Origin of the sequence: Nocardia sp. NBC_01388 (genome assembly GCF_045040085.1) — a bacterium.
Classification (GTDB): Bacteria; Actinomycetota; Actinomycetes; order Mycobacteriales; family Mycobacteriaceae; genus Nocardia.
Window position 1 is genome coordinate 941,828 of record NZ_CP109553.1, and the last position, 14,115, is coordinate 955,942.

The following is a 14,115-nucleotide window of genomic DNA, read 5'->3' on the forward strand; positions in this document are numbered from 1 at the left end:
ACAGCTGCTCAGTGCGCGGTCCAGCCCCCATCCACCGGCAGAACCGTGCCGGTGATGTAGCCGGCATCGCGACTCGTCAGCATCATCGCTGCCGCGACAATCTCGGACGGCTCAGCCCAACGATGCAAGGGAACTTCCGCGGCGAGGAATTGCCGCACCTGGAAGTCGTCCTCGATACCCGCGTTGAGGGGAGTGCGAAACGGGCCGGGGGCCAGCGCGTTGACGGTGATTCCGGTCTCCGCGAGTTCGACGGCGAGGCTCCGGGTGAGCTGGACGACCGCGCCCTTGCTGGCCGCATAGCCCGACCGGCCCGCAGCGCCGACCAGGCCGAGCGCACTCGCCAGTGTGAGGATTCGGCCCTGGCCGGTGCCGCGCATGTGACGCGCCGCTGCTCGGCACGTCAACCAGGTACCTACCACGTTGACCTCCAAGCAGGTCCGCAGCGTGGACACGTCCAACTGGTCAAGGGTGCCGCGGGCTTGGACACCCGCACTGGTGACGACTACGTCCAGCCGGCCGTACTCGTCGCGGACTCTGTCGAAGAGACCGTCTACCGAATCCTCGGCGGTGACGTCGCATCCCATTCCGCGCACCTCGCCACCAGCATCGGCTCGAAGCTGCCCAGCCGCCTTTTGACACCGCTCCGCAGACCGACTTGCCACGACAACAGTCGAGCCTGCCTTCGCCAGTCCGGCGGCTATCGCGTAGCCCAGGCCGGCCGATCCTCCGGTCACAACAGCGACCTGGCCGATCCTCGACGCCCGATCCGGGTCCCTTTTCGTGTTGTGCTCCTGCATCGAGTCCATCCTTGCCGAACCTACTTCCTCAGTGACGGCGACCCCAACAATGTTCCAGCCCGCACCTCCGCCGTGCGGCAGCGTGTCCAGCAGCTGTCCGCCCCGGCCGTCGCCGCTCTCGGCTATCACCACGTGACGACCGGCGAATTCGCGCCAAATCTGCCGCCGCAGCCCGGGAGAACCACGGCCACGCCGAGTTTCGGTCGATCGTCGCGCCGCCTGCCGGCGACGTTCACCGCTCGGCATCATCGTCAGGAGCCGGCGGAACCGCAGGCAGGAAAGTCGGCGGGACGAACCCCGGCGGCGGACTCACGGGCGGTGGTTCGGCGGCCGAACCACCGCCCGCTTCCGGTTTGCCCGCACCGGGATAGCGGCGCCCGTACAGGTAGGTCAGCAGAGCGTTGGCTGCCAGGACCCCCGCAGCCGTTCCGGCGACCTCGCCGCGTCCCATACCGAGCAACAGCCCACCGGCGGTGTTCCCGGCCATAGCGCCGCCCGCGGCCAGCAGCGAGGTGATCGCCGCCACTCGCCCCCGGACGCCGATGGGTACCCCCTGGGTGATCTCGTAATTCTGGCGGACATTCAAGGCAAAGTTTGCGGCTCCCTGGATCACGTAGGTCGATCCGAGAACCAGCGGGTCGGAGGTGATGAGCAGCTCGGCGGCCAGCACCGCCCACAGACTCATCGACACCGGATACACCCTGCGCAGATCGATCCGATCCATCCATCGCTGCTGCGTCGTCCACGCGGCCGCTGAACCGATCCCGCTGGCGCTGAGCAACAGTCCCTGTTCGATCAACGACAGCTCGGAGTGTGTGAGGAGATCGATCAGCCCGAGACGGGCCAATGCGCTCCCGATCGTCCACGGCAGCATACTGAGCGCGGCCCGGAACACGTAGGGGTCGGCTCTCAGCGCGGCCAGCGCCTCGCCGTACGGGGCGGACTGCCCGCTGCGCGTTGCCACCACCGAGTGCGGTCGGCCCCGCAAACCCCAATAGGCCAGGTAGCTGGCCCCGTTCAGCAGGTATGGAGCCGCATCGAGCAGATTGCCTAGCATCGGTGCCAACGATCCGCCCGCCAGGCCGGGGATCAGAGTCGCACCGGCGAACAGACCTGAGGCCTGCTTCTCTTCGCCGGGCGCTGCTGACGACCTCAGGTATTGTCCCCCGCTCGACGCCAGGATTCGGTCTACTACCGCCTGTCCCAGTTGAGCCCCGATGAGGTAGCCGACCGTACCCGGCGCGTTCGCGGCAATCAGTCCGCCGACCGTCCCGGACAGGAACACCCCGCCCGCGGAACCGGCAAGCATCACCTGATACGGATCGAACCGGTCGGTCAGCCACCCGGCCGCAGGGATGGTGGCGAGTTCCATCACCTTCCCGCCGGCGATCGCCCAGGCCATCATCTGCGGAGATCCGGTGTCGTGGAACAAAAGAAGCGGATCCCAGGTCGACTGCATCTGGCCGAACCCGGTGGAAATGGCCATCGACGCCGCAATTCGATGTACCAGTGCGGATTCCGGTGATCGTGATCCGGTCGGCCGTGGTTTCGCGACCGGCGCGGGGGCCTTCGTTCCGGCACGAGAGCGGGGGGTCCACCACGGTTTACGTGGCGCGCGTGCCGGAAGTACCTCTGGCGCGGCCGATTCCGGTGATCGTGATCCGGCCGGCCGTGGTTTCGCGACCGGCGCGGGGGCTTCCGTTCCGGCACGAGAGCGGGGGGTCCACCAGGGTTTACGTGGCGCGCGTGCCGGAAGTACCTCTGGTGCGGCCGATTTCGGTGCCGGGACGATCGCCCAGCCCGCAGCGGCGTCACCCTTCGGCACCAACGAGATTCGAGGTGGTAGGGGTATGTGTCCCGGCACCGGGCCGCTCCATGGGCTGACCCCGGCCGCCGGGCCTGGCTCCGCCGGGGTGCCGGGCGCCGGTGTGGCGGCCGCACCCGACGCACCTATCTGCAGCCCGGCAGGCGGTTTCTCCGCCCGGCGGCGCCACCGGCCCGGCACACCGCCGGCCTCGGGCCACACCATGCCGCCGGGCGAATCGATCGCACTCGGCTTCGGCGCCCAATCCGTGACCGGTAGCCGGTCCGGAGCTGGTGACGCGCCGATATCCGCCGTCCGACTGTCCGCGGGCGGCATGTCCGCGGCGAACTCGGGCGGCACACTCGGAGCGGGCGGCGAGCCGACCGGCACCGGGTCCTGGTGCGGAGGGAACCGATAGTCCGCCTCCCGGATCGGATCGGCCGTCAGGTGTGTTGGCGGAGCTGCCGGGTACCGGGTGGTGACCGGCAGGTCCGTGGTCTGCGGGTCCGGGCCGGGGCGGGGCTCGGGCCCGGACCCGGGTGCCACCCAGGGAGAGCCGGGGGACGGCACGGACGGGCGCTGGTATTGCGGCAGATCCGGGGCCGGTGGCTTCGTCGCCGGCAGGCGTTCGATCACGGGCCGGCCCGGTGTGGTCGGCCCTGGCTCGCCCGCCGGACCGGGTTGCACGATTCGGTCTCCGCCGGGCACAACGACCTGCGCTCCGTCTCGCGGCCACCGGACGTCCGGCGCGGTTACTCGAACTACCTGCGCGGGAGCGGGCGGCTGGATCGTGGCGGGCGGCGGCGGCACGAAATCCGGGGGCGGCACCCCGGCGCCGGCCCGGCCGATCGCACCCGATATCGCCGCACCGTCGGCGGCCGATGCGAGAGCGATACCGCCTACGCGCGCCGCACTGCTCGTCCCCGGTGTTGCAGGAGCATCGTGGACTGCCGCACCACCGGTACCCGCCCGAACCGGTGCGTCGATACCCGTGCTCGGCGGCAGTTCGGCGGTCGGTTCCGTACCGAAAGATTCGGGTCCCGCCGATCGGACCCAGCCGATATCCGACTCGGGAATGCTCCCGGCACCCGCCGGCAGTGGATCGAGCACAGACTCCGCCAACGCGACCGAGCCGATATCCGACTCGGGAATGCTCCCCGCACCCGCCGGCAGTGGATCGAGCACAGACTCCGCCAACGCGACCGAGCCGATATCCGACTCGGGAATGCTCCCCGCACCCGCCGGCAGCGGATCGAGCACAGACTCCGCCAACGCGACCGAGCCCATATCCGACTCGGGGATATTCCCCGCCGTCGCGGGCGGCGATGCGAGCACAGGTTCCGGCTCTGCGGATCTCGCGCCGAGTAATCCTGTGGCGTCGTGCTCCGCGACCTCGGCCGGCCGGGTCCAGGTCGGGATGCCGAGTTCTCGCAACGTCCCCCAGGCGTGGTCGTCTGCCATGCGGCCGAGCGACCGGACCGGCACCTCGAGATGCCATAGGGCGCCGTCGACCTCGTGCCATCGCGGCACCTCGGACCGCAATTGCCCTGCTACCGAATCGATTTCGACGCTGCGCCGGCCCCCAACCGCAGCCATCGATCGGACGAGTTCATCGGCCAGTGCGAAGACGGTCTCGTTCAGGTCCCCGACCGGCCCCGGCACAGCTCAGCCCACATGATCCAGTGCCGCAACCGTTGTGGCGTCTGTGCGGCCGATTCGCAGATCGTCGGTCACGGCAGCTACCACCTCCAGACTTCCCGTCGACTCCCTGGTCGTGTTTCGTCGTCATATTATGCAGTGCGCCACTCCGCCCGCCTTCCCAACTCTGATTGGGCTCATGGCGCTGGGGGTGCCCAGGGTGACTGCCGATAATGCGTTGGCCGAGAACACGATCGGGCTCTATGAGACCGAGGCGGTCCGCGATGATTCGCCGTTTCGGCGTGGTCCGTTGCATCGTCTGGCTGATGTCGAGCAACTCACCATAAGTGGGCGGGCAGCAGGATCGGATCGACCGCCGCTGGTCCCTGGCCTTCCGGATTGCTGTGTGTACCGGCGCGGGATGTCAGCTCGGCCCTTGATTTCTATCTAGCCCTCGGCTGTGAAGTACGCGTAGCTGCAGACGGGTGGGTCGTACTGCGCGCCGATACCGTCCAGTTCGTGCTCGTTCAGATTCCTGACAACATGGGTGCACACGGGGCGTATCCGGATGTGCATCTAGAGATCACCGATCTCGGGGAATTGTGTCGGCACCTGAACAGTGGTGCGGTTGCCCGGCCTGCCTCGGCACTGTGGAGCATCTTCCGGCCTCTCGGTCGGTATTGGTCAGGCTTCGGTTATTCGCGTCGAGCCAATCTTGCTGCAGCCATCGATGACACTCGGCGCATGGGGACTTACCCGGTGGTCGAGGACTCAAACAGGCCGCATCCTATGAGTTTCGAAATATCGAATCCGTTCCTTCGGCGGCGGGAAATTTGTACGGTTTCTGCTTTTATGTCCAGTCCGTGAAGTTGTTCGTGGCGAACCACTCTGTGCATCACTCCGACAACCATCAAGGGGTTGAGACCACATGGTCAACTTCCGTAAAACCACCGTGATAGCCGCGATCGCCGCATTGGCGATCGTTCCAGTGGCTGCGTGCTCCAGCGATAATTCGGGCACGTCCAGCAGCGCGTCCTCCGCCACGACGGCAGCGCCTCAGCCTGTCGCGCAAATCGATGCTCTGACCGGCAAGAGCACAGCGGTAGCACTCGACAAGGGCTTCACCGACGCACTCACCACCCTCGGCCTAACCCCCGGCGTGCTCGGCACAGCCACTCTCGAGAACGGATCTGTCAGCTTCCCCATCACCGGCGGTCACGTGCGGTACTACACCCCCGGCACCGTCAATCCGTATGTGCAAGGCGATATCAACCACGCGAACAGCGGTTTATCGCTAGCTGCGGGACCGACAACCGTGCAACTGACCAACTTCGATATCGACCCGGGCACCTCGGTGCTCTATGGCGACGTGAGCGTCAACGGCGCGTCGGCCGCGACGCACGCACTGCTGTTCAACCTCGACGGCAGCACGTTGAAGCCGCTGCAGAACGGCGCGGACAACACCGCCATCCTGCAGGGCACCCGGGTACTGGTGTCCAAGGATGCGGCCGCGCTGCTGGACAAGACGTTCAACACCGACGCCGTCAAGGCAGGCCTGCTCGTCGGCATCGCCACGATCACGCTCAACACCAAGTAGAGACCCTGCCGGTCCGACGGGCATCGGTTGGCTTCGATCGAGCCGAGTATCCCGGAGCACGTTGAGGCGCAAGGCAATTCACTGGTGATGTAGTCCAGATCAAACAGGATATTCATGACTGTGAACCGTTCGAACACGGAAGTGTCCAGCCCTGATCGGGACCCTCCCGATCGGGATTCGGACGCCTCGAAGGTGGTGCCGCCCTATGGTTTCCCGGCAGGGCTGTGGAAGGCGGTCGAGCGCCACCGGCCGCGCGGGCTCCCCGGGCCACGGACCTGGCGAAGCCCCCTGCGGGGACCATGGTTGACATCGGTTTTCGGTGCGGTGCTGCTGCTGGCCCTTCCGGTCGTCATCGTCACCGGACTGCTCGACTACATCGCCTACGGGCCACAATTCGGTCAGGCGATCCCCGGCGACGTGGGGTGGCTGCATCTGCCGTACTTCGACTGGCCGACCCGACCGGCCTGGCTGTTCCGGCTCACCGAGGGCCTGCACGTCGGGGTCGGGCTGATCATCGTTCCGGTGGTGTTGGCGAAGCTGTGGTCGGTGATGCCGCGCCTGTTCACCTGGCCGCCCGCACGCTCGGCCGCGCAGGTGCTGGAACGACTTTCGCTGCTGCTTCTGGTTGGCGGGATCGTGTTCGAGATCGCCACCGGGGTCCTGAATATCCAGTACGACTACATTTTCGGGTTCAGCTTCTATACCGCCCACTACTACGGGGCGTGGGTGTTCATCGCCGGATTCCTCATGCATGTCGCCGTCAAACTGCCCCGCATGGTCCGCAATCTGCGGTCTCGTTCGCTGCGTCGTGAATTGCGGACCTCCCGCGCCGACACCTGTCCGGAACCGTTCGTCGTGGATGGTCTGGCCGCCGAGCATCCCGCGCCGGCAACGATGAGCCGCCGGGGCGCCCTCTCGCTGGTCGGCGGCGGGTCATTGCTGATCGCGGTGCTCACCGCCGGTCAAACGGTCGGCGGGATCACCCGCCAGGCGGCGCTGCTGATACCGCGCGGTCGTTCGATAGCGCCAGGCCCCAATGGTTTTCAAGTGAACCGGACCGCGAGGGCCGCGGGCATCGACCCGGCGGCGACCGGCGAGGCCTGGCGGCTGATGCTCACCGGCGGACCGCGGCCCGTCTCTCTCGATCGCGCCACCCTGGCGGGCATGGACCAGCACAGCGCGTGGCTGCCGATCGCGTGCGTCGAGGGGTGGTCGACAACGCAGACGTGGAGCGGCGTGCGACTACGCGATCTGGCCGCACTGGCAGCTGTGCCCAATCCTGGCTCGGCACACGTGATCTCGCTCGAGAGGAACGGCCCCTTCGGCGCCGCGACACTGCAGCGCAGTCAGGTCCTGCACCCCGACTCGCTGCTTGCCCTGCGAGTCGGCGGCGTGGATCTGTCGCCTGATCACGGGTACCCGGCCCGCATCATCGTTCCGGCTCTGCCCGGCGTGCACAACACGAAATGGGTCCGCTCGATCGAGTTCCGGAGTTGATATGTCCGCCATCGTGACCGGTGTGAAGCGCTTCTACGGTGCGCATCCGCTGCACTTGCTCGCGCTGCTGGCCTGTTTCGCGCTCGTCGGCTACATCCTCTCCGTTATCGGGCCGAAGTCCTTGTGGAATCCGGACATATGGTGGCAATCGATCCTCGTGTGGTTCCTCGGCGCGATCATCGCCCACGACCTGCTGCTGTTCCCGCTTTACGCGCTCGCCGACCGATCGTTGAGTGCCGGACTCCGCGCAGTGGGCGGTCGTATGCCCGTCGGGCGGCCAAAAGTGTCACCCCTCAACTACATTCGCGTGCCCGTCCTGGGTTGCGGGCTGCTGTTGCTGCTCTTCTTTCCCGGAATCATCGAGCAGGGTCATGTGACCTATCTCGCCGCGACCGGTCAGAACCAGCAGCCCTTTCTCGACCGATGGCTGCTGCTGACCGCCGTGATGTTCGGCCTCAGCGCGGTGTCGTACGCAGTACGTCTGAGCATTTTCGCCAACCATCATCAGGAGCAGCATGAATGACGATTCAGCCGTCTCATACGGCACGGGCGGAGGGGTTCGAGTGAGATCGGTGCCCTTGCGTGACACGCATCCAGAATCGTCACTCGGCATAGGACACGGATGCTTGGCCGCCGCGGGAACTCACACGAAACGTGAGGTTGCCATCGACGAACTCTACGGGCACATGTCGTCGGGACGGCGCTGCTGGATCGTCGATTCCCGCGGCCACCGTCGACTGATTCCCGCTGGGCGATGGCTCGGCGGCGAGGTATCGACGCCGGCCGACCGTATTGCCGACGCGACAATACTGCGAGGCTGCACCGAGCCGACCTTGGATCTGGGATGCGGTCCAGGCCGGTTCACGGCAGAACTGGCTACGCGCCGGGTTCCCGCTCTCGGTGTCGATCTGTCCGCGGCCGCAGTCGAGATGACTACTCGCCGCGGCGGAATCGCGCTTCGCGGTGACGTATTCGCACCGTTGCCGGCCGAGGGCGGATGGGGACGAGTGCTGCTAGCTGACGGAAACATAGGCATCGGCGGTGACCCGGTGCGTATGCTGCGCCGAGCCAGAGAACTGCTCGCTCCCGGCGGACTCGTTATCGCGGAAGTTGATTCCCCGCAGAGGGAGATCGGTGCGGAGTCCGTGCGGTGGGAGAGCGATCGCATGGTGAGCGCGTGGCATCTATGGGCCCGCGTGGGCGCCAACATGATCGGCGGGCTCGCCGAGGTCGCGGGCCTTCGTTTGATCGAATCTATAACAGTGAGCGGGCGTTTCGTAGTTGCGATGTGTGCGGTCTGAGTCTGGGCGTGATGCCCCCTCATCGCAGGCCGACTGCCCGCGCCGGTGCGGTCATTTGACTAGGCGTCCGGACACGGCTGCATCTTTGCTCTTCAAGATGTTCTGCACCATCGTGCTTCCCGCGTTCCAAGGCTGTGGTGTGGCCAGCTAGGGGCTGACCAGTCGCTCGTATTGCGGGCGCAGGCGGTAGGTGCGCTTCTTTTTGGATGGGTCGTCGACTTCGAGGAAATCGTCATCTATCCAGCTGCGTATCAAGGTGTTTGCGGTGCGTGGACTGATGCCGAGGTGGGCGGCGATGTCGGAGCTGGTGACTACTGCGCTGTCGCGGAACAGTTCCAGGGCCCGTCGTTGGCGAGGGTCGAGCTGTCGTAGCGCCGCGGCGTCGTCGGCATGGCGGTTACCCGGTGTTTGAGCGACGTCGGTGGCTCGGGCGCGTACCGAGCCGAGTGTCTGGGCCATGCTGTCGCAGAAGAAGTTCAGGAAGCCGACGAATCCGAGGACCCGCCGGAGTTCGAGCTCGTTGATCGAGCCGCCTTCGACGGCCAGGAATTCGATGTGTTCGAGGGCGCGGTAGTAGTTGCGGACCTCGGCCTCGTCGCGCTCTCTACCTGGGAAATGGGCTCCGGCAAGGGCTTCCGCGACCTGTGCCTGGGTGAGCCGGTTTCCCTCGATCTGGGTGGAGTAATGCGTCGCCGCCAGCCGTGCGGTCTCTCGGAGGCCGGCGAGTACGTCGACGTTGATCGGTAGTTCCATGATCGCCTGGCGGTCGGCCTCGATAGCCATGAGCGAGATCGCGGCGGCAGGGCTGATCGTGAATTTCGGTTGGAACATCACATCAGGGATACCGATAAATGGTGAACATTGTGTCTTTAAAGCACGTTTATTTGCCCGATAACGCACCCGGATGAGCCCGGTGGCTCGCCCCATCGGATTGACGCCCGCGTCCGCTCAAAACGCCTATGGACCGATCGTGGACCAGCGCTGGTCCACGATCGGTCCACAAAACAGTGGTGACCGCTCGGTGGAGAATAGCGACCCCACCTGGTGGAATGCTCGATTTGACGCCATATCGCCGTGAACTCGAACGGCACCACGACAACCCATAAGACGCGAAAGCTGAAGTAGCAGAAAGCGTTTCGTCGTCAGCGCACTTGACAGCGGGTCAAGTGCGCTACGTGGGAAGAAATGCCTGGTCAGCGCGATTTGTGTTGGTTCGGCTAGCGGTCAAATGCCCAGGATCTGGCCCCGCAAACAGCAGCAGGTCGGAGCGGGAAACCCGCTCCGACCTGCGAACCTGTCGGGCTGACAGGATTTGAACCTGCGACCACTTGACCCCCCCAGTCAAATGTACGTACCCGATAAGGACATTTCACGCACGGAAAGCTCGTTGTTCCCGCGCGCATATCGAGCATACCGGCTGCTCACGGGTGCTGCGCGCAGATCGGGTGGTCCACAATCGGTCCACAACAAGGCTTCTCGCGGAACGGTTGGTCCACGATTGGTCCATAGATTCTCGGATTCCCGGTGTGGCTCGATATCGCTGGATGGCCGCAGAATGGTGGGTCTACCATCGTCGTTACCGCTCGTAAGGGCTTTCGAGAGTGGTTGGGGTACCGGCGATTTCCAATGCTGCCGGCGGGTATGCCGGTCCGGCGGTGTAAAAGCGGGCTCGGGTCTTGCCGACCGGTTCGAGGACGCGGAGTGCGACGAGGTCGCGTAGATCGCGTTGCGCTTGTTGCAGGCTGAGCCCTTCGGATTGTTCGTAACGGGTTCGCCGGACCCTGCCGGACATCGCGACATCGTGCAGTGCGCTGATGACGCGTTCGTCGAGGCGGATGCCCGCGACGTACTCTTCGAGCTCTGCCCAGACCGTGCCGGACCGAACCCAGCGGGCGTGCACCGTTTGGGCTTGCTGGTGGTAGGCGGTCAGGTTGAACCGAATCCATTCGGACACATCCTGATCCGGTCGGTAGGTGTGGCCGCGGCGGCCTAGGACCTGGTAGTACTCCCATGTGTTACCGGGCCTGCCGAGCCAGGCCTCGATCGACGAAAACTCAGGTGCGAGAACACCTTCCCGCGCGATCATCAATGTTTGCAGTGATCGGGACAGGCGTCCGTTGCCGTCGGCCCAGGGGTGGATGGATACAAGGTGCAGGTGTGCCATGGCCGCGCGCACGAGCGGATGTGTGCCGTCGTCGGTGTTGAGCCAGTCGATTAGTTCTTCTGTCAATGCCGGCACGTGGTCGGCGTCGGGGGCGGTGTAAGCGGCGATGCTCGGGTCGCGGGCGTCGGTCACGTAGACGGGGCCGGGTCGCCATTGCCCGGCCGGGCGCCGTTCGGTGTGCCGGTGCCCCTGCAGCATCCAATGCAGTGCATTGAGGAAGCCTTTGCTGTACGTGAAATCGTCGACATCGTGCAGCGTCTGGATATACGTCATCATCCGCTCGTAGGCGAGCGTCTCGGCCCTGTTCTCCTCGGAGACCTCGACATCGCGCTCGCCTGCGATCAGATCCTCCACATCGACGGTGGAGACCTTGAACCCCTCGATGGAGTTCGACGCGGCTACAGCGTCCGCGGTGAGGAACTTACGCAGGCCGCCTGCCCATTTGCCACGCTTGGCCTGAAGCTCATGGCGTAGTTCGTCGCGCATCCGGTCCACCTCGGCCAGGACGCGGCCATCGGCAGCGGTCAGCACAGGCGTGGGAAATAGCATGACATAACAATATGGTGACATAGTCATCGCGTCAAGCGATGGCGATCGTGGGACGGACTGTCTCGCGGACGTTCAATCCAGATCGGCGAGCAGGTAGTCGAGTATTGATTCCTCGTGTACGGCCAGCTCGTAATGCATCATCTCGGACTGGAGCCGGGTATCCCATGGTGTCTCGATCGGGCGTCCCGTGAGAGGAATGCGGGGTATGCCGGAACCTACGGCTGCTACGTAATGCGATGCGTCCATTCGCCAGGGTTGGGCTCCGGCGGCGAATAGTCGGGCCGCGATGGCGATGCCGGGCCAGTCGAAATCGCCGTGATATCGGATGGAAATGCGCTCCGCGAGCAGCATTCCCGCGGATGACGGATTGCCGCTGAAACACGCTAGCGGTTGCCGCACACCCGTTTCGGCGGCACGTTGCAGTACCTGGGGGTTTTCGCAGGCAGAGATTGTGGTTCCTGATTGTGCCAAAGGTGCTGCGGTATCGTTCAATTCCGCCAGAGTGAGGTGGGTGACCAAGCCGAGGTCGGCGCGGGCCCTCATCATCGTCGACCGGGGATCGCTGTCGGGCGGGCGTAGGTTCCAAGTCAGGACGGTGCCCGAAACTGTATCTGCAGAGACGTATACGTGTTCCCACGCTGCTATCCGGTCGCGTGGAGTGAGTGGTTCAGGAAGCTCGAGGGCTGATCCGAGGCCGCGCAGGGCAAGTCGGCCCGCGAGGCGGTCATTGTCGAGCGCATGGGCGTCCCCTGTGAGAGTGGCCGCGAGCTCTGCGAGCATGCAGGGCCGCGAGTCCGGACCCAGCACGGCAGCCAAAGCTCGCATGGCAGTGTCGAACTCATTGTTCGCTCGTTCGCCCGCTCGAACCAGCAGCCCGGAAGTGTGCAGCCAACGCACCAGCGCTCGGGCCCAAGCCGCGTCGGCGAATCCGTTCTCCAGGGAGCGTTCTACGTTCGACCATAACTCGGTGACAGTCGACTGCCGGGCGAGACGTTCGGAGGGGAGGTCTCGTAGCGGGGAACCGGTGAGTTCGGCAACCACGGTCACAAGTCCGCGCCCGGCGGCGCTGCGTAACAGGGCCGCGTCGATCTCCGGAAGCGAGACGGATCGGCGACCCGGTCGTATGCGATCCCCCAGCAGTCCCGAGAGATATTGCGCCGCAATATCGCTCAGCTCGATTCGGATCGATCCCTCGATCGTATGACCATTGCCTTCGAGGCGATTTCGCAGTCTGCTCCAGAGCTCGGTCAGGTTCGGATCGCCAAGGTAGGCGCGCAGCTCGCGGGGGAGGGTCATGTCGATCCGACCGCATGCATGTAGGTGCGGTTCCGGCCGTCCCAATGGATCCAGGTCGGGATCACAGCACTGCCACCGATACGGCGGATCTCGTAGATATCGAGTGCGGGAACCTCTGGCACGGTGCCCCACAACGCATGTCCGGTCATGACGAAATCTATGTCGAGGCGTACCAGCTGACCCATCAGTTCGCCAACCGCGCGTTCGTCGACCTTCGCGAACGCATCGTCGAGCAACACCAGGCGCAGAGCTATGTCTGCCTCGGGCAGTCCCGACAGGTAGCCATCGGCCGCGGCGAACAGCGTCACATATGAGACGAACCGCGTCTCGCCCTGGGATATCTTGGCGCGCCGAGAGATTTGCCGGCGCTGGTTCGGCTCGGGTCCGAGGATGGTCACCTCGATGCCGTGCCAGGACCGATAGTCCAGTGCGGTGCGCAGGTGTGCGGCGTAGCCGGCCGATGCGTCGGCGGCGTGCAGCAGCTCGACCCGATCACGCACCAGGGTGATCAGTTCGTCGTTGTCCTGCTCGGATCGCACCGGGTCGGCGATCCGCACCAGTTCCAGTAGCCGCTGCAAATCGAGGTCCTGCCGGTCCAGGACCCAAGCGATGCTGACCCCGATGCCATAGCTGGTCCGGGCTCCCGCCAAGCTGTCGTTCATGGCTTGCACCAACACCTCTGCCTGCTGGATACGGCGACGCAACTCATCGGTGACAGTGCCGAGGATGAACTCCGTGAATACCTCTCGCTCCCGATGGGTGAGGGCCTGACGACCCTGTTCGACCTGGCGTTCCAGATAGGACAGCACCCCCGCGCAATCGTGGTGGTTCTCCGCGCCCTCGATATGCACCAGGTGTACGTCGTGGTCGACCCGCTGGGTTACATCGAGTTGCCCGGTGGTGTCCGCGCCGAAACGGGTGAGTGCATTGAACAACTGGTTGACGGTGAACGGCTTGTGCGAGCCGAGCGTTGTCAGCGCGGCCCGAGCGAGCTGCCGCGCGTGGTCTGGGTCCGCATCGTGTGCGATGGTGGCGAGCTCGGTCTCGGTAGCCGCTGCCACCGGCCCGGGCAGCCGCAATCTTGCATTGAAGACAGCGCTCGCCGTACGCAAATCAGCAGTTCGCTTATCGACATCGGCGCCCGCGGTGTCGCGATTGCCTTCGGCCTTCGTGACGTCGATATCCAGCGTGCGCAGGTCTTTGCGAATCTCTTCGAGACGCGTCCGCTCTCGTTTGAGGGCTGCGGTGCTTTCCTCGAGTTCCCTGTTGAGTTCCTCGACGGCGCCGGACGACTCGACGAGGCGAGCCGTGCGTGGCACAACGGGCCTCGACGACTCGTCGGCCACCGCCGGAATCAGTGAGGTGTGGTGGAGCGTGGTAGGGCGCGCGGCCTGTTGACGCTGTACGGCATCGCGGTGCTCGACCACCGATGAGCACTATACAGTTCGTATAGTTAGCTGTAGCGTGCATCA

10 protein-coding genes are annotated in these 14,115 nt (G+C 65.2%); 4 read left to right on the forward strand and 6 right to left on the reverse strand.

Annotation, left to right across the window (positions count from 1 at the left end):
- Positions 1 to 8 precede the first annotated feature (8 nt).
- Both OG716_RS04455 and OG716_RS04460 read right to left on the reverse strand, forming a co-directional pair.
- On the reverse strand, positions 9 to 1,046 hold the full coding sequence (locus OG716_RS04455) for an SDR family NAD(P)-dependent oxidoreductase (protein WP_405136414.1): 1,038 nt from the start codon (positions 1,044 to 1,046) through the stop codon (positions 9 to 11).
- A complete protein-coding gene (locus tag OG716_RS04460) occupies positions 1,030 to 4,263 on the reverse strand; it encodes a hypothetical protein (RefSeq protein ID WP_405136415.1) in 3,234 nt (1,077 codons plus the stop codon). Before OG716_RS04460 ends, OG716_RS04455 begins: the two co-directional genes overlap by 17 nt.
- 904 nt (positions 4,264 to 5,167) lie before the next feature.
- On the opposite strand from OG716_RS04460, the gene OG716_RS04465 reads away from it, so the two are divergent.
- From OG716_RS04465 to OG716_RS04480, 4 genes are all read left to right on the forward strand, one after another.
- On the forward strand, positions 5,168 to 5,836 hold the full coding sequence (locus OG716_RS04465; RefSeq protein WP_405136416.1) for a hypothetical protein: 669 nt from the start codon (positions 5,168 to 5,170) through the stop codon (positions 5,834 to 5,836).
- 114 nt (positions 5,837 to 5,950) lie between these two features.
- Positions 5,951 to 7,333 carry a molybdopterin-dependent oxidoreductase gene (locus OG716_RS04470; RefSeq protein ID WP_405136417.1) on the forward strand — a complete coding sequence of 461 codons (1,383 nt, stop codon included), beginning with the start codon at positions 5,951 to 5,953 and terminating at the stop codon, positions 7,331 to 7,333.
- Between the two features lies 1 nt (position 7,334).
- The gene (locus OG716_RS04475) at positions 7,335 to 7,856 is read left to right on the forward strand and encodes a hypothetical protein (RefSeq protein ID WP_405136418.1); all 522 of its coding nucleotides are present in this window, start codon (positions 7,335 to 7,337) and stop codon (positions 7,854 to 7,856) included.
- A 163-nt stretch (positions 7,857 to 8,019) separates the two neighbouring features.
- A complete protein-coding gene (locus OG716_RS04480; protein WP_405139523.1) occupies positions 8,020 to 8,634 on the forward strand; it encodes a methyltransferase domain-containing protein in 615 nt (204 codons plus the stop codon).
- 147 nt (positions 8,635 to 8,781) lie between these two features.
- Here OG716_RS04480 and OG716_RS04485 read toward each other — a convergent pair whose 3' ends face one another.
- The 4 genes from OG716_RS04485 to OG716_RS04500 all read right to left on the reverse strand — a co-directional run bounded on the left by OG716_RS04485 (position 8,782) and on the right by OG716_RS04500 (position 14,070).
- Entirely contained in the window at positions 8,782 to 9,561 is a 780-nt protein-coding gene (locus tag OG716_RS04485) for a hypothetical protein (protein WP_405136419.1), read from the reverse strand.
- Positions 9,562 to 10,210: 649 nt separating this feature from the next.
- Entirely contained in the window at positions 10,211 to 11,329 is a 1,119-nt protein-coding gene (locus OG716_RS04490; RefSeq protein WP_405136420.1) for a Fic family protein, read from the reverse strand.
- A 90-nt stretch (positions 11,330 to 11,419) separates the two neighbouring features.
- Positions 11,420 to 12,643: a TIGR02679 family protein gene (locus OG716_RS04495; RefSeq protein ID WP_405136421.1), complete on the reverse strand. Its 1,224-nt coding sequence runs from the start codon at positions 12,641 to 12,643 to the stop codon at positions 11,420 to 11,422.
- Positions 12,640 to 14,070 carry an SbcC/MukB-like Walker B domain-containing protein gene (locus OG716_RS04500; RefSeq protein ID WP_405136422.1) on the reverse strand — a complete coding sequence of 477 codons (1,431 nt, stop codon included), beginning with the start codon at positions 14,068 to 14,070 and terminating at the stop codon, positions 12,640 to 12,642. Before OG716_RS04500 ends, OG716_RS04495 begins: the two co-directional genes overlap by 4 nt.
- Positions 14,071 to 14,115: the final 45 nt, after the last annotated feature.